We start from the raw sequence: 19,418 nt of genomic DNA, 5'->3' as shown, positions 1-19,418 counted from the left end.
CGGACGCTCGCACACCCCCACACCGCGGGGACCGCTAGGAGGTGGGGCCGGAGCCTTTTCCGTCCTGCCCGTCGTCCTTCTTGCCGTCGTCCGCGAGCTTGCCGGCCGCGTCCTTGGCCTTCTGGGTCCCGGACTTGATCTGGTTGGTGTACTTGCCCTTGGTCTTGGAGTCCGCCATCTGCGCGGCCTTGTCCAGCCCCTGCTGGACCTTGTCCCCGTGCTGGCCCATCAGACCCTTGACCTTGTCCATGAAGCCCATCGCGGTCACCTTCCTCCCAGCCCGTCCGGGCGGTCCCCGGACGGCTTACTTACGGGCGCTCTCCCCGGTCCCGCTGTCGGCGGCCTCCTCGGCCGACTGCTGCTTGGGGATCCCGACTCCGCCGTCACCGGCCTCGACAGTAGCGGCAGCGGCGTCGCCGCCGCTCGCGGAGTCCGCATCCGGGTCCGCCCCGGCGCTCCTGGTGACGCCTTCGGTGCCCGAGTCGTCCGTGTCGTTCGCCTCGTCCGTTCCGCCCGCGTTGTTCTCGCTGTCCTTGCTGTCCTGGCCGTCCTCGCCGTCCGTACGGTCCGCGCCTTCGGTGGCCTCCTGAGCGGCCCCGGTGGTCTCCGTCGGGGCGGCGGCGGTGCTGCCTTCCGTGTCCTTCCGCTCGCCCTCGGGGGCGGGAGCGGGCTCCTCCGCGGGTCGCGCGTCCGCCGCCGGTTCCTCCGCGGGGGTGGCCTCGGGGGCGTCCCCTGTTGACTTGCCGGACGAACGACGGAGAAGCTTCGCAAACACGCCCATATTTACTCCAGACCTTACTCGTGTGGGCGAAATCCCGCGCCTTGCGGAGCGTCTCTTTGCGTCGCCCCGAGGCACCGGTGCGGAACCGGCTGTCGGAACCTCGCAACTGGCAACGACCCCATGGAGGGGGCGTCACGTCGCTCGTTCGAGAAGCGGGGTGGAGGTTTGCGAGACTTACGGAGTGAACTCCGCGACCCCTCCTCTCCCCTCCGCCCCGCCCGTCGTGGCCGTCGTCGGCCCCACCGCGGCGGGCAAGTCCGACCTGGGCGTCTTCCTCGCCCGTGAGCTGGGCGGCGAGGTCATCAACGCGGACTCCATGCAGCTCTACCGCGGCATGGACATCGGCACGGCCAAGCTGACCGTCGAGGAGCGGCAGGGCGTGCCGCACCACCTCCTGGACATCTGGGACGTGACCGTGGCGGCCAGCGTCGCGGAGTACCAGAGACTCGCCCGCGCGGAGATCGACAGCCTGCGGGCGGAGGGCCGCTTCCCCGTCCTCGTCGGAGGCTCCGGGCTGTACGTGCGCGGGGCGATCGACGCCATGGACTTCCCCGGCACCGACCCGGCCGTCAGGGCGCGCCTGGAGGCAGAACTGGCCGAGCACGGCACGGGACCGCTGCACGCCCGCCTGGCGCACGACGACCCCGAGGCGGCGCGGGTCATCCTGCCCAGCAACGGCCGTCGCATCGTGCGCGCCCTGGAGGTCATCGAAATCACCGGCCGCCCCTTCACCGCCAACCTGCCGGGACACGAGTCGGTCTACGACACGGTCCAGATCGGCGTCGACGTGGCCCGCCCCGAGCTGGACGCGCGGATCGCGGACCGCGTGGACCGCATGTGGGAGGAGGGGCTGGTCGACGAGGTGCGCGAGCTGGAGGCCGCCGGGCTGCGCGAGGGGCGCACGGCCTCGCGCGCGCTGGGGTACCAGCAGGTGCTGTCGGCGCTCGCGGGGGAGTGCACGGAGGACGTCGCGCGCGCCGAGACCGTACGCGCCACCAAGCGCTTCGCGCGCCGTCAGGATTCGTGGTTCCGGAGGGATCCCCGGGTGCATTGGCTCAGTGGGGCGGAGGCGGACCGCGGGGAACTCGCGGGGCGGGCGATGGCGTTGCTCGAAAGGGCGGTCACAGCCTGATCACGTGATGGCATCGGGAAGCCCTGGGCGACGGTGGCGGCTCTCTCGGCGTGCCATCATCGACCATCGTTCGGAGCCGTTGAGCCGGAGTTGGGAGGGCGTGTGGCGATGGATGCCAGCCCTCGTGACGACGACGGGACGCCGGTGGACGGCGTGCGCCGGGTGAAGGACGGGCCGCACCTCCCGGACGCCCGCCGCGGCGCCCCCGAGGATCTTCCCGTCGAGCCGCTCGACGCCTCCACGGGCCTGGGCGGGCCCATGGACATCGACGGCGACGAGCCGGATCCGGAAGCTCCGCAGGACCCCTCCGAGACCCCCGTCGAGCCGCACGAGCTGCGGCCGCAGCGCAAGCTCCGCCTGTGGCAGCTCGCGCCGATCGTGGCCCTGGGCGCGCTCGGCTCGCTGATGTTCGCCTTCCCGCTGGCCTTCGAGCCCGGGGGCAGCTCGGGCGCCGTCGTCTCGATGCTCGGCCTGCTCATCTGCGGCTGTGCTGCGGGCTGGGGCGTCATGGCGGCCCGCAGGGTCGGCCACACCTGGCCGGGCCTGCCCCCGCGCGGCTCGGGCCGCCGCCCCGACTGGCGCGTGGTCGCCGTGTACGCGGTGGTGGTCTGCACTGTCGTCGTGCTGGCCGTGCTGCGGGTCGCCCGGCTCAGGAGCTGACGGAAGGCGTGCGCCGGTCCCGTACGATCGTCGGTGTGACCAGCGCGCAGGGAGTGCCGTTCCTCAAGGGGCACGGCACGGAGAACGATTTCGTGATCATCCCCGACCCGGACGGGACGCTCGATCTGTCCCCCGAGGCGGTGGCCCGGCTGTGCGACCGGAGGGCCGGTATCGGCGGCGACGGCCTGCTCAGGGTCGTGCGGTCGGCCGCGCATCCTGAGGCGCGCGCCATGGCCGCGGAGGCCGAATGGTTCATGGACTACCGCAACGGTGACGGTTCGATCGCCGAGATGTGCGGCAACGGCGTGCGGGTCTTCGCGCGCTATCTGGAGCACGCGGGCCTGGTCGAGCCCGGCGACTTCGCCGTGGCGACCCGCGCCGGAGTGCGGACGCTGCACCTCGCGAAGGACGGCGGCGACGTCACCGTCGGCATGGGGAAGGCCGAGGTGCCCGAGGACTCCGAGAGCGAGGTCACGGTCGGCGTCGACGGGGCGGACGGAAGGACCTGGAGCGCCCGCAGGATCGGCATGGGCAACCCGCACGCGGTCGCCTTCGTCGAGGACCTCGCCGACGCCGGGAAGCTCTACGAGGCGCCGGACGTTACCCCCGTATCGGCCTTCCCGGACGGGGTGAACGTCGAGTTCGTCGTCGACCGGGGACCGCGTCACGTGGCCATGCGGGTGCACGAGAGGGGCGCGGGCGAGACGCGTTCGTGCGGCACGGGCGCGTGCGCGGTGATGGTGGCGACGGCGCGGCGCGACGGTGCGCGGCCCGGGCGGGACGGTCTCCCCGCGACGTACACCGTGGATGTCCCCGGAGGCCGCCTCGTCATCACCGAACGGGCCGACGGGGAGATCGAGATGACCGGGCCCGCCGTGATCGTCGCGGAGGGCAGAATCGATTCCAGCCTGCTTCCGTAAGAAGCCGGGCGTAAACGTCGCACGATGGGGTGATCCCGCTCACGGCGGGCAATGTCCGATCAGCGGCGCGTGATGGGGTCGGAGAGCAACACCCCCGAGCCCGGGGCGTGTGCGGAAGCGGAGGTGCCCATGAGCGCGGTGCGCAGTCTGCGGAAGCTCAGCAGGGCGGCGCTGCTGAGTGCCACACCGCGTGACGCGCTGCCCGACGCCATCGAGCATGTCGCCAAGGTCCACAAGGCGCACCACCCGGGGGCCGACCTGCGCCCGCTGCGCCGTGCGTACGTCCTCGCGGAGTCCTCGCACCGGGGACAGATGCGCAAGAGCGGCGAGCCCTACATCACACACCCTCTCGCGGTCACGCTGCTCCTCGCACAGCTCGGGGCCGAGACGACGACGCTGACCGCCTCCCTCCTGCACGACACGGTCGAGGACACCGAGGTGACCCTCGACCAGGTGCGCCGCGAGTTCGGCCAGGAGGTCTGCTATCTGGTCGACGGCGTCACCAAGCTGGAGAAGGTCGACTACGGCGCGGCGGCCGAGCCCGAGACCTTCCGCAAGATGCTCGTGGCGGCGGGCAACGACGTCCGGGTGATGTCCATCAAGCTCGCCGACCGGCTGCACAACATGCGCACCCTCGGCGTGATGCGTCCCGAGAAGCAGGCCCGTATCGCCAAGGTCACCAGGGACGTGCTCATCCCGCTGGCCGAGCGGCTCGGGGTGCAGGCGCTCAAGAGCGAGCTGGAGGACCTCGTCTTCGCGATCCTCCACCCCGAAGAGCACTCGCGTACGCGTGAGTTGATCCGCGAGCACACCAAGCAGGCCGACCCCCTCACCGAGATCGCCACCGAGGTCCGCAGACTCGTGCGCGAGGCCGGGATCACGGCTCAGGTGCTCATCCGGCCCCGGCACACTCTCTCGGTCCACAAACTCCTGCTGAAACGTGGCGAGCTGGGCACCTGCGACTTCGGGCGGCTGCTGATCCTTGTCGGCGAGGACGCCGACTGCTACGCGGTGCTGGGCGAGCTGCACACCTGCTTCACGCCGGTGATCTCCGAGTTCAAGGACTTCATCGCGGCCCCCAAGTTCAACCTGTACCAGTCGCTGCACACGGCCATCGCCGACGAGCGCGGGCGCGTCGCCGAGGTCCTGGTCCGTACGCGCCGGATGCACCGGGTCGCCGAGGCCGGGGTCATCGCCCTGGGCGACCCGCACGCCGAGGGCGACGCCCGGGAAGCGCCCGGCGAGGCCGGTGAGCGCGCCGACCCCACGCGCCCGGGCTGGCTCTCGCGGCTCCTGGAGTGGCAGAGCCACGCCCCGGACCCGGACACGTTCTGGACGGAGCTGCGCGACGAGCTGGCCCAGGACCGAGAGATCACCGTCTACTGCGCCGCTCCGGGCAACTCGGCCCCCGCGGGCGGCGCCCTGCCGCTCCCGGCCGGCGCGTCCTGCGTGGACGCCGCGTACGCCTGCCTGGGCGAGGCCGCGCACCGATGTATCGGCGTACGGGTCAACGGGCGGCTCACCGCGCTCAGTACGGTGCTGCGCGACGGGGACGCCGTCCAGCTCTTCCTGGAGCCCGCCGCCGCGGCCGGGCTCTCCGGCCCGTCGCCGGAATGGCTCGACCATGTGCGTACGCCCGCCGCCCGTATCGCCATCCGCACCTGGCTGGCCGCTCACGGCTCGGGCAAGGAGGACGAGCAGACCGAGCGGGCCGGCGCGCAGGGGGAGCACGCCGCGGCACGGTCCCAGGACGCACCCTCCGACGACGGGCTGGACGGCACGGGCGGCACGGACGGTATGGCGGGCGCGGACGGCCTGGGGGAGGACGGTCTGGAGGAGAGCGTGCCGCTCGTCGTGGACCTCCCGGACGCGCCCGTACGGCTCGCCCGCTGCTGCACGCCCGTACCGCCCGACGTGGTCACGGGTTTCGCCGTACGGGGCGGTGCCGTGACCGTCCACCGGGACACCTGCCAGACGGTGGCCCGTATGGCCGCGTCGGGACGGGCTCCGCTGGACGTGCGCTGGCAGCAGGGCACCACCGGCTGCAGGGTCACCCTCCGTGCCGAGGCGCTCGGACGGGCCCATCTGCTGGCCGACCTCACCGAGGCCATCGCCGCCGAGGGCGCCGCGGTGATCTCCGCCGACGTCGAGCCCCCGCGCGAGCAGCGCGTCCGCCACACGTACACGCTCCAACTCCCCGACGCGCGGGGCCTCCCCTCGCTGATGCGCGCCATGCTGCGCGTGCCCGGGGTGTACGACGTGACGCGTGCGGCGCGGCCCCTGCCCACCGGCTGACGGCGCGTCCCGCGTCGGCGGCGGCCCCATTCGGGTGGGCCGTCCACGCGTCGCCCCGGCGGCGGTGCCGGGCGCTGATAGCGATGTTCCATGGTCCGCCGCACAGCCTCCACGGCTCTTCCCACAGCCTTTCCCGCGTCCGTCCCCGCACCCGCATCCGCCCCCGCCCCGCCCCCACGTCTGCGGCGCGGCGGTGCCGTGGCCGCCGGTGTCGGCGCGACGGTGCTCTCGCTCGTCGCGGCCGCGCTCCCCGCGGCCGAACCGCTCGGCGTCGGTGACCGTCTGTTCCCGACGCTCGGCAATCCCGGCTACGACATCGGTTCCTACGACATCGCGTTCGACTACAGCGGCGACAAGAACAAGCCGCTCAAGGCGCGCACCGTCATCGACGCCCGGGTCACCGCGGACCAACTGGAACGCTTCAACCTGGACTTCGCGGCGGGCACCGTACGCGGCGTCCAGGTCAACGGCATGGACGCGCGGTACGAGCGCGCCGGAGAGGACCTCGTGGTCACTCCCGCCATCCCCCTGCACAAGGGAGCGAGGCTGCGTGTCGACGTCCGGCACACCAGCCGCACCAAGGGCATCGCCCATGGCGCGTGGGTGCACACCAAGGACGGTCTGGCCATGGCCGCGCAGGCCGACGCGGCACACCGCGCGTTCCCCTCCAACGACCATCCGTCCGACAAGGCGTACTTCACCTTCCGCCTGACCGCGCCCAAGGGCGTCACCGCCGCCTCCGGCGGCACGCTGGTCCGCCGTACCCGCGCGGGCGCCGCGACGACCTGGACGTACCGTCTGGCGCACCCCATGGCGACCGAGCTGGCGCAGGTCTCGTTCGGCCGTTCCGTCGTCCCGCGCAGGACGGGGCCGAACGGTGTGCCCGTACGGGACGTCGTCCCCACCGACAAGCGCAAGGTCCTGGAACCCTGGCTGAAGAAGACCCCTGCCCAGATGGGGTGGATGGAGCGGCGGGTCGGCCGCTACCCGTTCGAGAACTACGGGCTGCTCGTCGCCGAGGCGACGACCGGGTTCGAGCTGGAGACCCAGACCCTCTCCCTCTTCGAGCGGGAACTGCTGACCTCGGACTCGTACCCGTCCTGGTACAAGCAGTCCGTCATGATGCACGAGCTGGCGCACCAGTGGTTCGGCAACAGCGTCTCCCCGCGCGAATGGAGCGACCTGTGGCTCAACGAGGGCCACGCCACCTGGTACGAGTGGAACTACGGCGCCGGACTGGGCGGCACCCCGCTCACCCGCCGCGTCCGTGCCGCCTACGGGCAGTCCGATGACTGGCGCGCCCGGTACGGCCCGCCCGCCGAGCCGCGTGCCGCCAAGGACGGCAAGCGGTCCGAGATCTTCCGGCCCATCGTCTACGACGGCTCCGCCGTCGTGCTCTACGCGCTGCGCCAGAAGATCGGCAAGGCCGCCTTCGACCGGCTCCAGCGGGCCTGGGTCGTCGAGCACCGGGACGGCAACGCCTCCACCGCCGACTTCACCGCCATGGCGAGCCGCATCTCCGGCCAGGACCTCGGCGGGTTCCTGCACGCGTGGCTGTACGGCAAGAAGACCCCGCCGATGCCGGGCCACCCGGACTGGCGGCAGGACAAGCAGGGCGGCCAGGGCAAGCAGAACCGGCACGCTCCGCACGGCGAGCCGGCCAAGCACCAGGGCCGCTAATCCGGGTGACGGGGCCCGCGCGGCGTGCGACCATCACTGGGCCGGGCGCCGCGCGGGCGGGACCCCGCCCGCACAGGCGGGAACGCGCACCGGGCCCGGGGAATCTTCTCCGTCGCGCGGGCGTTCTTCCGGTACACAGGATTCCCTCGACGTAAGGATGCTCTTGACCCTCTCCTCTTCCCTTCCACAGAACGGCAAGCGCCTCGCCCAGACGAACCGCCGAGCCGACGCCCTGATGGAAGAGGACGTCGCCCTGAGTGACGGGTTCGACGGGGACCGTGACGGTGAGCAGCTCGACCGTTCGGACCGTGCGGCACTGCGACGGGTCGCGGGCCTCTCCACCGAGCTGGAGGACGTCACAGAGGTCGAGTACCGGCAGCTCCGTCTGGAGCGTGTGGTGCTGGTCGGCGTCTGGACGTCGGGCACGGCGACGGACGCGGACAACTCCCTCGCGGAGCTCGCCGCCCTCGCCGAGACCGCCGGGGCCCTCGTGCTCGACGGCGTGATCCAGCGGCGCGACAAGCCGGACGCGGCGACGTACATCGGCTCGGGCAAGGCCGCCGAGCTGCGGGACATCGTTCTGGAGACCGGTGCCGACACCGTCGTCTGCGACGGTGAGCTGACCCCGGGCCAGCTCATCCACCTGGAAGACGTCGTCAAGGTCAAGGTGGTGGACCGCACCGCGCTGATCCTCGACATCTTCGCGCAGCACGCCAAGTCCCGAGAGGGCAAGGCCCAGGTCGCACTGGCGCAGATGAACTACATGCTGCCCAGGCTGCGCGGCTGGGGCCAGTCGCTCTCCCGGCAGATGGGTGGCGGTGGCTCCGGTTCAGCGGGCGGCGGCATGGCCACGCGTGGTCCCGGTGAGACCAAGATCGAGACCGACCGGCGGCGGATCCGCGAGAAGATGGCGAAGATGCGCCGGGAGATCGCGGAGATGAAGACCGGCCGCGACATCCAGCGCCAGGACCGCAAGCGCCACAAGGTGCCCTCGGTCGCCATCGCCGGATACACCAACGCGGGCAAGTCTTCGCTGCTCAACCGCCTCACGGGCGCGGGCGTCCTGGTGGAGAACGCGCTGTTCGCCACCCTCGACCCCACCGTCCGCAAGGCGGAGACCCCGAGCGGGCGGGCGTACACGCTGGCCGACACCGTCGGCTTCGTGCGCCACCTCCCGCACCACCTCGTCGAGGCGTTCCGCTCGACCATGGAGGAGGTCGGCGACGCCGATCTGATCCTCCACGTGGTCGACGGCGCGCACCCGGCGCCGGAGGAGCAGCTCGCCTCGGTCCGCGAGGTCATCCGCGACGTGGGCGCGGCCGACGTCCCGGAGATCGTGGTGGTCAACAAGGCGGATGCCGCCGACCCCCTCGTCCTCCAGCGGCTGCTGCGCGCCGAGAAGCACGCGCTGCTCGTCTCGGCCCGCACGGGCCAGGGCGTCGACGACCTCCGCGAGCTGATCGACAACGAGCTGCCGCGTCCGTCGGTCGAGCTGGAGGTCCTCCTGCCCTACACGGAGGGCAAGCTCGTCTCCCGGGTGCACACTCAGGGCGAGGTGATCTCCGAGGAGCACACCGACACGGGCACGCTGCTCAAGGCCCGTGTGCACGAGGAGCTCGCCGCCGAGCTGCGGAAGTTCCTCCCGGTGGCCTGACGCGTGGCCGTGGCCTGACGGGTACGCGGCCGCACGACCGCGACCGCACCGGCCGTACGCATACGGGACACGTACGTATACGGGACACGGAAAGGCCCGCCCCCTCGCGGTGAGGGGGCGGGCCTTCCTCGTTCCCGAGGCCCTACGGCCGGGTCAGTTCGCGCCCGCGTACTTCTTGCTGGCCGCGTCGAAGACGCCCTTGGCCGTCGCGCCGAGGCGCGGTCCCGCGAGCCACTTGGCGGGCTGCGGGCCGATCGAGTTGACCGAGATCAGCTCGGGCTTGCCGCCCGCGCCCTTGATGAGCCAGGCACCGCCGGAGGAGCCGCCCGTCATGGTGCAGCCGATCCGGTACAGAGGCGGCTGCGACGGGTCGAGCGTCAGCTTGCCCGGCCTGTCGGTGCAGCGGTACATCTTCGCGCCGTTGAACGGCGGTGCCGCCGGGTACCCGTACGAGCTGACCCCCGCGATGCGCGAGGATGTCGGCGCCTGGAAGTTGATCTTCACGGCCGCGCCGACCGCCTCCTCCAGGGACTTGCCGCCCTTGTTCACCGGCTCGACGCGCAGCACGGCGAAGTCCTGCTGGGCGCCGCCGCCACCGGACTTGGCGCCCTTCTTGATCCAGTAGTTGGTGGTCTGCGCCCACTTCGCCCAGAACTGGCCGTACGGAGCGACCTCCTGCGGGCTCGCGTTCTCGACCTCCGCGGGGGACAGGCCCTTGTCGTTGTAGGCCGGGATGAAGGAGATGTTGCGCAGCCAGCCGCCGCTCTTGCCCGAGTGGACACAGTGTCCGGCGGTGGCGACCAGGTTGGACTTGCCCGGGTTGCGGGGGTCCTTCACGACCGTTCCGGAGCAGACCATGGGGCCGTCCGGGGTGTCCATGAAGACCTTGCCCGCGGGGGCGGCGTTCCGGGTGTACGGCGTCGGCACGCCCTTCGCCCTGACCGGGCGGGGCTCGGCCTCGGAGGCACCGGAGCCCGAGGCGCTCTGGACGTTGGCGGCGACGTGCTTCTCGTTGTCCTCCGCCTTCTTCATCCGTTCCGGCTTCCAGTGCCCCTTGATGTACGGGTTGAGGAAGTCGCCCGCCTCACGGAGCCAGTCGTCCTTGTCCCAGTTCTTCCAGGCGCCGCCCCGCCACTTGTCGAGGTCCTCCAGTGAGGTGGGCAGGTCGTCCGGCAGGTCCTTGGGAAGACCGAGCCGGTCCTTGGCCTCCTTGGCCTTGTCGGCCGCGTCCGCCGTGGCTCCTGCCTTGGCGCCGTCCGACTTGCTGTCGTCACCGCCGCCCGAGTCACAGGCTGTCGCGGTCACGGCCAGGGCCGCCGCCGCGGCGACGGCCGCCAGCGCGCGCCGCCCGTTCCCGGGTCTGCGTATCAGTGACATGGGTGAGAGATCCCCCTTGATGGCTCGGCGCGCGAGGGCGCCGTCGTCGTACTCCGTACTGGGTGTGCGTGCGCGTACTGGGCGTGCGTCCGCGTCAGCCCTGCTTGCTGACCGCGTCGAAGACGCCCTTCGCCTCCTTGCCGAGGCGCGCCCCGGCGAGCCAGTCCCGCGTCGCGGGGCCGATGGAGGTCACCGAGAGCAGCCGTGTGCCCGTGGCGTCGAACCAGGGACCGCCGGAGGAGCCGGCCGTCATGGTGCAGCCCACGCGGTACATCGTCGGCTGCGACGGGTCGAGCGTCAGCCGGCCCGGCTTGTCCGTGCACTGGTACATCTTCGCCCCGTCGAACGGCGGCGCCGCCGGATAGCCGACAGCCTTCAGGCTGGAGAGGGACTTCACCCGCGGGGTGCTGAAAGTGACCTGCGCGGCGTTGCCCACGGTCTGCTCCAGCGTCGCGTTGCCCTTGTCCTCGGGCTGGACCTGGATCACGGCGAAGTCCTGCTGCGCGCCCTTGCCGCCCTTGTCGGCGCCGGTGTTGATCCAGTGGTCGGTCGTCCGCGCATGCTTGGCCCACCAGATCCCCTTGGGCGCGACGTCCTGCTTGGGGGCGTTCTCCAACTGCGCGTTGCCCATGCCCTTGGGGTTGTAGTCCGGCACGAACACGACGTTGCGGAACCAGCCCTTGCCCTTGCCGCCGTGCACGCAGTGCCCGGCGGTGGCGACCAGGTTGGACTTGCCCGGGTTGCGCGGGTCCTTCACCACGGCGCCCGAGCAGACCATCGCGCCCTTCGGGGTGTCCATGAAGACCTTGCCGACCGGCATGTCGTCCTGGTCGTACGGCGTCCGCACGGCTGCCGCCTTGACCGCGGAGGGCGTGGGGTCGGTGACGCCCTGGTCCTCGCCGGAGCCGCCGCCACCGCTGCCGCCCTCGTCGATGTCCGCGTCATCGACCTCGCGGTCGTTGCCGTCGGCGTCCTTCATCCGCTCCGGCTTCCACAGGTCCTTGATGATGGGGTTGAAGAACTCCTTGGCCTCGTCCAGCCACTTGTCCTTGTCCCAGTTCTTCCAGCTCCCGTCGCGCCACTTGTCGAGGTCGTCCAGGGAGGTGGGGAGCTCATCGGGCAGGTCGTCCGGCAGTCCCAGGTCGTCCTTGAGGCTCTTCCCGGGCTTGTCCGTCTGCGTCGCCGAGGCGCTGGGCTTCTCGTCAGCGCTGTCCTCTTCCGGGCCGCAGGCGGTGGCGGTCACCGCGAGCACGGCGGCGACCGCTGCCGCGGTCAGCGCCGACCGGCGCCACGCGGGCCTGGCTATCGATGGCATGGCTGAACTCCCCCTGAAAGTGGATCGTCGTGCCGTGAAATTGTCATGCACCTCGTCGGGCGGGGCGGCCCCCACTATGCCCGGTGAGGTTGGGGACGGGGACAGCAGGGTCATCGGTTCCCCCTGCCCGTACGGCCCCCGCGGCCACCGGCCGGACCGCCGGCAAGGGATCTTCGCACCGGCCGTGATCCCGGGCCCTCCGCTTCGTTGGTACGTACGGGGGAGAGTGGCTCGCTGCTCAGCGCGCCCAGTCGACACCAGCAGGAGGAGACCTCAGTGAACGCGCGCTCCGGACCTGAAGGCGCCCCGAAGGGCCCGGTCCGTCAACGCCTTGCCCGGCTGATCGACCCGGCCGTGCCCAGGCAGTCGCGTCGCGGCCCGCGCCATGAGGAGCTGGGCACGGGGCCGTACGCGCACGAGCTCGCGCATCCCCGCGCGGAGGGCCCGCACGGGCCCCTGGGCGGGGGACAGGGGACGGAGGATTCCAGATCCGCCACGGCGGAGGAGCGGGAGACGGCCGCCGACTGTGCCGTACGTGTCGCGGAGGGCGCCCCCGGCGACGCTCTCCCCGCGCAGGCCGGAGGCCCGTACGACGAGGCCGGTGCTCATGGTGCTCACGGTGCCCAGGGCGCTCTCGGCGGTCTCGCCGGGGACCCGTTGGAGGCGGACGACGTCCTGGTGGCCGCCGATGCCGCCGCCGTCGAGAATCTGCTGCGGTGTTGGGCGCGCGAGACGGGGCTGGCCCGGCCCGACGACGGCACCCTGACCGTCCCGCTCACCGCCACGGGGTCCGTCCTGCGCGTGCCCGTACTGCACTGGTCGGCCACTGGATGGCACCGGTTCGGCGCGCCCCGTATGGACAGTGCGCCCGAGGGCGCGGCGCCCGTCGACGCGGTCGCGCTCGCGGCCCTCATCGGGCGCGAGGCGGCGCACAGGGCGGCGCGCGAAGGGGCCTCGCGCCCGGCGGACCGGGCGGCCCCCGATGCCGTGGCCGGACCGTCCGGCGCTCCCGCCCCCGGCGAGAGCGCCGAGCTGGTCGGACGGGTGGCCGACTCCGTGCGGCGGACCGCCGCGTTCCTCGCCGAGCGGCGTGCGGCCCCCCGGAGCGCGCCGCACGGTGACGTGTTCCTCGACGCCGAGCAGTCGCTCCTGTTCGGGCACCCTCTGCACCCCACGCCGAAGAGCCGCGAGGGACTGTCGGAGGCCGAGTCGCGCGCGTACTCGCCGGAGACGCGGGGCGCGTTCGCGCTGCACTGGATGGCGGCCGAACCGTCCGTCCTGGCGGGCGACTCGGCGTGGACGGACAAGGGGAAGCCCGTTCCGGCACAGGCCCTCGCCACCCGGCTCGCGGGGAAGGCAGTGGCGGAACGGCTGCCCGACGGGACCGTTCCCGTGCCGCTGCACCCCTGGCAGGCACGGGAGCTGGGCCACGACCCCGCCGTGACGGCCCTGCTGGACGCGGGGCTGCTGCACGACCTGGGGACCGGGGGAGAGGTATGGCACCCCACCTCGTCGGTGCGCACCGTCCACCAGCCGGGCGGCAGCGCCATGCTCAAGCTGTCGCTCGGCCTGCGTATCACCAACTCGCGCAGGGACAATCTCCGCAAGGAACTGCTGCGCGGCGTGGAGGTGCACCGGCTGCTGCGCAGCGGACTGGCCTCCGCCTGGCACGCGGCGCACCCCACCTTCGACATCGTGCGCGACCCCGCCTGGATCGGAATCCACGGCCCCGACGGCGAACGGCTGGGCGGCTTCGACACCGTCGTGCGGCACAACCCGTTCGCCCCCTCCGACGCCGCCCTGTGCGTGGCCGGACTGCTCTCGCCCCGCCCCGGACGGGGCACCGCGGGGACGGCGCTCCGTTCCCGCCTGTCGGAACTGGTCGCCGGGCTCGTCGCCCGTACGGGCAAACCGTCGGCCGCCGTCGCGGCGGAGTGGTTCCTGCGGTACCTCGACTCCGTCGTGCGTCCCGTCCTCTGGCTGGACGCGCACGCGGGCATCGCCCTGGAGGCGCACCAGCAGAACACGGTGGTGCTGCTCGACGCGGACGGCTGGCCCGACGGAGGGCGCTACCGGGACAACCAGGGCTATTACTTCCGCGCCTCCCGCCGCGACGAGCTGGCCGCCCGGCTGCCCGGCACGCGCCTCGGAGAGGACAGCGACACCTTCGTCGACGACGATGTCGCGACCGAACGGTTCGCGTACTACCTCGGTATCAACAACGTCCTCGGCCTGATCGGCGCCTTCGGCGCCCAGGGGCTCGCGGACGAGAACCTGCTGCTGGCCGCCTTCCGGCGCTTCCTGGAGCGCGAGGCGCGCGGTACGGACGGTGCGCCCGTCTCGCCGCTCCCCGCGCTGCTCCTGGACTCGTCCACGCTGCGCTGCAAGGCGAACCTGCTGACCAGGCTGCACGGGCTCGACGAACTGGTCGGGCCCGTCGACACCCAGTCCGTCTACATCACCCTCGACAACCCCCTCGTGTCCTAGCCGACCGGAACAGAGCAGCCGAAAGAGACGAGAAGAGACGTCGTCATGCCGCAACCGCAGCCCCAGCCGGCTCCACGAGCGCCCTCCAGCAGCGACGACACGGCCACCGCCGACAGCGGTGACGACACCCTCGACCTCGAACTCCCGGAGGACCTCACCGAACTGCTCGCCGCACGCGACGGATACGCGGCGCAGGGGCACCCGGCAGGGCGGTCCCCCGCAGAGGGGCCCCCTGCCGGGCACTCCCCGGAAGGGGGCCCCTCTGCGGGGCGGGAGGACGCGAAGGACCTCCGCGGAGACCTTCTCGACGCCCCCGACCGCTGGCCCGCCACGGAGACGGCCGCGGGGCTCCTCCAGCTCGTCCCGGTCCATCTGGGCCGGGACCTGCCGCTCATCTCCGCCTGGATGAACGACCCGGCGGTGGCCGCCTTCTGGGAGCTGGAGGGCTCTGAGGAGGTCACGGCCGCGCATCTGCGCCCGCAGCTCGACGGCGACGGGCGCAGCGTGCCCTGCCTCGGCGTGCTGGACGGCACCCCCATGAGCTACTGGGAGCTGTACCGCGCCGACCTCGACCCCCTCGCGCGCCACTGCCGCACCCAGCCGCACGACACCGGCCTCCACCTGCTGATCGGCGGCGTCGCGCACCGCGGGCGCGGCATCGGCACGGCCCTGCTGCGCGCCGTCGCCGACCTCGTGCTGGACCAGCGCCCGATGTGCACCCGCGTCCTCGCCGAACCGGACGTGCGCAACACCGCGTCCGTCGCCGCGTTCCTCGGCGCGGGATTCCGCTACAGCGCCGAGGTCCCGCTCCCCGGGAAGCGCGCCGCCCTGATGGTCCGCGACCGCGCGCTGCGCGGCGCGCTCTGACCCCGCCCCGGTACGGCCCCGTACGGGCACGGCACCTCGGCCGTACGCCGCGCCTCCGGCGGGCGAGCGGCCCCGCCGTACCCCCGCGACCCCACCCCCCACCGTCGCAACCGACCGCCCCCAACCCCCAGCAAGGAGCCAGCCCGTGCCGCTACCCACCGCCGACGCCTCCAACGATCCCGCTCCGCTAGCGGTCCCCCCGGGGCTCGACCGGGCCACATGGGCCCGCTCGTCCCGGCGGCTGCTCGCCAAGATGCTCGGTGAGTTCTCCTACGAGGAGATCCTCAGCCCCCGCCACGACCCGGCCGCCGCTCCGGACGCCTACCGCCTGCCCGTCGACGACGAGCTGACCCTCCGCTTCCGGGCGCGGCGCGGGGCGTACGGCCACTGGACCGTCGATCCCGCGTCGCTCAGCGACGACCTCGACCCCTTCGCCTTCGTGTCCCGCGCGCACCGCACCCTGCTGGGGCTCGGCCACGACACCACGGGCCACTATCTGCGCGAGCTGACCGCGACGGTCATGGCCGACGCCCAGATCGCCGCCACCGAACTGCCCGCCGCCGAGCTGGCGGCCCTCGGCTACGCCGACCTGGAGGGCCACATGGCGGGCCACCCCTGGCTCGTCGCCAACAAGGGCCGGATCGGGTTCTCCGCCGGCGACGCGGCCCGCTGGGCGCCCGAGTCCCGCCGCGCGCAGTCGCTCCCGTGGGTCGCCGTGCACCACTCGCTCGCCGCGTACAGAGGCGTCGCGCCGCTGGCGGAGCCGCACCGGCTGTACGCCCGCGAGGTGGGCCCCGACACCCTGCTGGGCTTCCACCACACCCTGCGCGCACGGGGGCTCGCCCCCGAGAAGTACCTGTACCTGCCGGTGCACCCCTGGCAGTGGGACGAAACGGTCGTGCCGCTCTTCGCCGCCTCGCTCGCCGAGGACGCCCTCGTGCCGCTGGCCACGGACGGCGACCTGCGGCTGCCCCAGCAGTCCATCCGTACGTTCCTCAACGCCAGCCGCCCGGACCGCCATACGGTGAAGCTTCCGCTGGCCATCCTCAACACCCTTGTGTGGCGCGGGCTTCCGACGGAGCGCACGAAGGCCGCGCCCGCCGTCACCTCCTGGGTGCACTCCCTGCGCGACAACGACCCGTTCCTGTCGGAGGAATGCCGGGTCGTCCTGCTCGGCGAGGTCGCCTCCGTCGCGGTCGAACACCCGGTCTATGACGCGCTGCCCGAAGTCCCCTACCAGTACCGGGAATTGCTCGGCTGCATCTGGCGCGAGCCCCTCGCGCGCTACCTCGCGCCGGACGAACGCGCCCGTACGCTCGCCTCCCTCATCCACACGGACGCGGCGGGACGGTCCTTCACCGCCGAACTGGTGGCGCGTTCGGGCCTGGAGGCGCGCGTATGGCTGCGCCGTCTGTTCGCGGCGCTGCTGCCGCCCCTGCTGCACTTCCTCTACCGCTACGGCACGGTCTTCTCGCCGCACGGGGAGAACGCCATCGTCGTCTTCGACGAGAGCGACGTGCCCGTACGGCTCGCCATCAAGGACTTCGTCGACGACGTCAACACCAGCGCGCAGCCGCTGCCCGAGCTGGACTCCATGCCGGAGGACGTGCGGGACGTGCTGCTCACCGAACCGCCGGGATTCCTCCCGCAGTTCATCCACGCGGGGCTCTTCGTCGGCGTCTTCCGCTATCTCGCCCCCCTGTGCGAGGAGCAGCTCGGCGTGGACGAGGACGAGTTCTGGTCACTCGTGCGGGCGGAGATCGACCGCTATCACCGGCGCTTCCCGGACCTGAAGAATCGGTTCGAGACCTTCGACCTGCTCACGCCCCGTATCGAGCGGCTCTGCCTCAACCGCAACCGGTTGCACCTCGACGGCTACCGCGACCGCTCCGAGCGCCCGCACGCCGCTGTGCACGGCACCGTGCCGAACCCGCTCCACGGCCCGTGACGAAGATTCGCCGTGTGTCGTCACGTGTCATCGCGTGTCGCCGTGGGTCACGGACAGCGACGGGGTGACGGAGGGGCGCGGGGGAGGCGGGAGCGCGCGTGCGGCTGGAGACGAGCGGGCTGTCAGTGGGGCCGCGTAAGGTGTCGGACCTATGAGCAAGCCCGCCCTCACCGATCTTCTCCAGGCCGCCGTCACCGCCGTCGGCGGCACGGAGCGCCCAGGCCAGGCCGCGATGGCCGAGGCCGTCGCCGAGGCCGTCGACGACGGCCATCACCTCCTCGTGCAGGCGGGCACCGGCACCGGCAAGTCGCTCGGCTATCTGGTGCCCGCACTCGCGCACGGCGAGCGCGTCGTGGTCGCCACGGCCACGCTCGCGCTCCAGCGCCAGCTCGTGGAGCGCGATCTTCCGCGCACGGTCGACGCGCTCCATCCGCTGCTGCGCCGCCGCCCCGAGTTCGCCATGCTCAAGGGCCGGTCGAACTATCTGTGTCTGCACCGGCTGCACGAGGGCGTCCCGCAGGAAGAGGAGGACGGCCTCTTCGACCCGTTCGAGGCCGCGGCCCCGACCTCCCGCCTCGGCAAGGACCTCCTCCGCCTGCGCGACTGGTCGGACGAGACGGAGACGGGCGACCGGGACGACCTCACGCCGGGCGTCTCCGACCGCGCCTGGGCGCAGGTGTCGGTCTCGTCCCGCGAGTGCCTGGGCGCGGCGAAGTGCGCGTACGGGCCGGACTGCTTCGCGGAGGCCGCCCGCGAGCGCGCCAAGCTCGCCGAGGTCATCGTCACGAACCACGCGCTGCTGGCCATCGACGCGATCGAGGGCGCCCCGGTGCTCCCGGGACACGAGGTCCTGATCGTGGACGAGGCGCACGAGCTGGTCTCCCGGGTCACCGGCGTGGCCACGGGCGAGCTGACCCCGGGCAGCGTCAACCGGGCGGTGCGCCGCGCGGCCAAGCTGGTGGACGAGAAGGCCGCCGACCAGCTCCAGACCGCCGCCGAGACCTTCGAGCGCCTGATGGAGCTGGCCCTCCCGGGTCGCCTGGAGACGGTGCCGGACGACCTGGGGTACGCGTTGATGGCGCTCCGCGACGCCGCGCGGACCTGCCTGAGCGCGCTGGGGAACACGCGCGACAAGTCCGTCCAGGACGAGGACGCGGTCCGTAAGCAGGCCAAGGCCTCGGTCGAGATGGTGCATGATGTGGCCGAACGGATCCTGGAAGGCTCCGAGTTCGACGTCATCTGGTACGAGCGGCACGACCGTTTCGGCGCCTCCCTGCGCGTCGCCCCGCTCAATGTCTCCGGGCTGCTCCGGGAGAAGCTCTTCTCGGACCGCTCGGTCGTCCTCACCTCGGCCACGCTGAAGCTCGGCGGCGACTTCAACGGGGTGGGGGCCTCGCTCGGCCTGTCCCCGGAGGGCGCGGTGACGGCCACGTCCCAGGAGCGGGCGGACGAGGCCGGGGAGACGGGGGAGAAGGGCGCCGACAACGAGGACGGTGACGAGGACGGCGGCGGGGACGGGGACGGCGCGACGTACGCCCCGCCGTGGCGCGGCCTCGACGTGGGCTCCCCGTTCGACTACCGCAAGCAGGGCATCCTCTACGTCGCCAAGCACCTCTCGCCGCCCGGACGGGACAGCTCCCGCGCGGACATGCTGGACGAGCTGGCGGAGCTGGTCGAGGCCGCCGGCGGGCGTACGCTCGGGCTCTTCTCGTCCATGCGCGGCGCCCAGGCGGCGGCCGAGGAGCTGCGCGGGCGGCTGGGCCTGCCGATCCTGCTCCAGGGCGAGGAGACGCTGGGCGAGCTGATCCGCCGCTTCGCGGCCGACGCGGAGACGTGCCTCTTCGGCACGCTCTCCCTCTGGCAGGGCGTGGACGTGCCTGGGGCGAACTGCCAGCTCGTGGTCATGGACCGGGTGCCGTTCCCGCGCCCGGACGACCCGCTGATGAGCGCCCGCCAGAAGGCCGTCGAGGAGGCGGGGGGCAATGGCTTCATGGCCGTCGCGGCGAGCCATGCGGCCCTGCTGATGGCGCAGGGCGCGGGCAGGCTGGTGCGGGCGACGGGGGACCGGGGCGTGGTCGCGGTCCTCGACCCGAGGCTGGAGCGGGCCCGCTACGGCGGCTTCCTGCGGGCCTCCATGCCCGACTTCTGGTACACCACGGACCGTAACCAGGTGCGCCGCTCGCTCGCGGCCATCGACGAGGCGGCGAAGCGCGCGTAAGCGCCTTCTCGCGGCTGGGGCGGGGTGGGGCCCACCGGCAACGGAAAACGGGCCGCTGGTTCCAGAGCGGAGAGAACCAGTGAC

General features: G+C 72.5%; 14 protein-coding genes. 10 read left to right on the top strand and 4 right to left on the bottom strand.

Annotated features, from left to right (window positions below):
* Window positions 1-34: 34 nt before the first annotated feature.
* Both ABD343_RS29045 and ABD343_RS29040 read right to left on the bottom strand, forming a co-directional pair.
* Window positions 35-259 carry an antitoxin gene (locus tag ABD343_RS29045; RefSeq protein WP_344532360.1) on the bottom strand — a complete coding sequence of 75 codons (225 nt, stop codon included), beginning with the start codon at window positions 257-259 and terminating at the stop codon, window positions 35-37.
* Between the two features lie 45 nt (window positions 260-304).
* A complete protein-coding gene (locus ABD343_RS29040) occupies window positions 305-781 on the bottom strand; it encodes a hypothetical protein (RefSeq protein ID WP_344532359.1) in 477 nt (158 codons plus the stop codon).
* Between the two features lie 181 nt (window positions 782-962).
* Between ABD343_RS29040 and miaA the strand changes: the two genes are divergently transcribed.
* The 6 genes from miaA to hflX all read left to right on the top strand — a co-directional run bounded on the left by miaA (window position 963) and on the right by hflX (window position 9,122).
* Window positions 963-1,913 (top strand): tRNA (adenosine(37)-N6)-dimethylallyltransferase MiaA, encoded by a 951-nt coding sequence (miaA, locus tag ABD343_RS29035; protein WP_344532358.1) that lies wholly within the window; start codon window positions 963-965, stop codon window positions 1,911-1,913.
* 102 nt (window positions 1,914-2,015) lie between these two features.
* Window positions 2,016-2,573: a hypothetical protein gene (locus tag ABD343_RS29030; RefSeq protein ID WP_425578308.1), complete on the top strand. Its 558-nt coding sequence runs from the start codon at window positions 2,016-2,018 to the stop codon at window positions 2,571-2,573.
* A 35-nt stretch (window positions 2,574-2,608) separates the two neighbouring features.
* A complete protein-coding gene (gene dapF / locus ABD343_RS29025; RefSeq protein ID WP_344532356.1) occupies window positions 2,609-3,493 on the top strand; it encodes a diaminopimelate epimerase in 885 nt (294 codons plus the stop codon).
* A gap of 129 nt (window positions 3,494-3,622) precedes the next feature.
* The gene (locus ABD343_RS29020) at window positions 3,623-5,788 is read left to right on the top strand and encodes a RelA/SpoT family protein (protein WP_344532355.1); all 2,166 of its coding nucleotides are present in this window, start codon (window positions 3,623-3,625) and stop codon (window positions 5,786-5,788) included.
* A 90-nt stretch (window positions 5,789-5,878) separates the two neighbouring features.
* Window positions 5,879-7,468: a M1 family metallopeptidase gene (locus ABD343_RS29015; RefSeq protein ID WP_425578307.1), complete on the top strand. Its 1,590-nt coding sequence runs from the start codon at window positions 5,879-5,881 to the stop codon at window positions 7,466-7,468.
* A 163-nt stretch (window positions 7,469-7,631) separates the two neighbouring features.
* Window positions 7,632-9,122, top strand: coding sequence for a GTPase HflX (hflX, locus tag ABD343_RS29010; protein WP_344532353.1), 1,491 nt, complete (start codon window positions 7,632-7,634; stop codon window positions 9,120-9,122).
* 153 nt (window positions 9,123-9,275) lie between these two features.
* On the opposite strand, the gene ABD343_RS29005 is transcribed toward hflX, so the two are convergent.
* Complete coding sequence (locus ABD343_RS29005) at window positions 9,276-10,499, bottom strand: trypsin-like serine peptidase (RefSeq protein ID WP_344532352.1); 1,224 nt, start codon at window positions 10,497-10,499, stop codon at window positions 9,276-9,278.
* Window positions 10,500-10,593: 94 nt separating this feature from the next.
* Window positions 10,594-11,814: a trypsin-like serine peptidase gene (locus tag ABD343_RS29000; protein WP_344532351.1), complete on the bottom strand. Its 1,221-nt coding sequence runs from the start codon at window positions 11,812-11,814 to the stop codon at window positions 10,594-10,596.
* Window positions 11,815-12,090: 276 nt separating this feature from the next.
* On the opposite strand from ABD343_RS29000, the gene ABD343_RS28995 reads away from it, so the two are divergent.
* The 4 genes from ABD343_RS28995 to ABD343_RS28980 all read left to right on the top strand — a co-directional run bounded on the left by ABD343_RS28995 (window position 12,091) and on the right by ABD343_RS28980 (window position 19,334).
* The gene (locus ABD343_RS28995) at window positions 12,091-14,301 is read left to right on the top strand and encodes an IucA/IucC family protein (protein WP_344532350.1); all 2,211 of its coding nucleotides are present in this window, start codon (window positions 12,091-12,093) and stop codon (window positions 14,299-14,301) included.
* A gap of 45 nt (window positions 14,302-14,346) precedes the next feature.
* The gene (locus tag ABD343_RS28990) at window positions 14,347-15,168 is read left to right on the top strand and encodes a GNAT family N-acetyltransferase (RefSeq protein ID WP_344532349.1); all 822 of its coding nucleotides are present in this window, start codon (window positions 14,347-14,349) and stop codon (window positions 15,166-15,168) included.
* A 145-nt stretch (window positions 15,169-15,313) separates the two neighbouring features.
* Window positions 15,314-17,116, top strand: coding sequence for an IucA/IucC family protein (locus ABD343_RS28985; RefSeq protein WP_344532348.1), 1,803 nt, complete (start codon window positions 15,314-15,316; stop codon window positions 17,114-17,116).
* A 151-nt stretch (window positions 17,117-17,267) separates the two neighbouring features.
* Complete coding sequence (locus ABD343_RS28980; RefSeq protein WP_344532347.1) at window positions 17,268-19,334, top strand: ATP-dependent DNA helicase; 2,067 nt, start codon at window positions 17,268-17,270, stop codon at window positions 19,332-19,334.
* Window positions 19,335-19,418: the final 84 nt, after the last annotated feature.

Source organism: Streptomyces albiaxialis (assembly GCF_039530985.1).
Classification (GTDB): Bacteria; Actinomycetota; Actinomycetes; order Streptomycetales; family Streptomycetaceae; genus Streptomyces; species Streptomyces albiaxialis.
The sequence above is the reverse complement of the archived record's forward strand: the minus strand, read 5'-3'. Positions and strand labels throughout refer to the sequence as shown.

Bases quoted from the DNA above. Each gene is read 5' to 3' on its own strand.
- ABD343_RS29045 (WP_344532360.1), bottom strand. From the start codon at position 259: ATGGGCTTCATGGACAAGGTCAAGGGTCTGATGGGCCAGCACGGGGAC.
- ABD343_RS29040 (WP_344532359.1), bottom strand. From the start codon at position 781: ATGGGCGTGTTTGCGAAGCTTCTCCGTCGTTCGTCCGGCAAGTCAACA.
- ABD343_RS29020 (WP_344532355.1), top strand. From the start codon at position 3,623: ATGAGCGCGGTGCGCAGTCTGCGGAAGCTCAGCAGGGCGGCGCTGCTG.
- ABD343_RS29015 (WP_425578307.1), top strand. From the start codon at position 5,879: ATGGTCCGCCGCACAGCCTCCACGGCTCTTCCCACAGCCTTTCCCGCG.
- ABD343_RS29005 (WP_344532352.1), bottom strand. From the start codon at position 10,499: ATGTCACTGATACGCAGACCCGGGAACGGGCGGCGCGCGCTGGCGGCC.
- ABD343_RS29000 (WP_344532351.1), bottom strand. From the start codon at position 11,814: ATGCCATCGATAGCCAGGCCCGCGTGGCGCCGGTCGGCGCTGACCGCG.
- ABD343_RS28990 (WP_344532349.1), top strand. From the start codon at position 14,347: ATGCCGCAACCGCAGCCCCAGCCGGCTCCACGAGCGCCCTCCAGCAGC.
- ABD343_RS28980 (WP_344532347.1), top strand. From the start codon at position 17,268: ATGAGCAAGCCCGCCCTCACCGATCTTCTCCAGGCCGCCGTCACCGCC.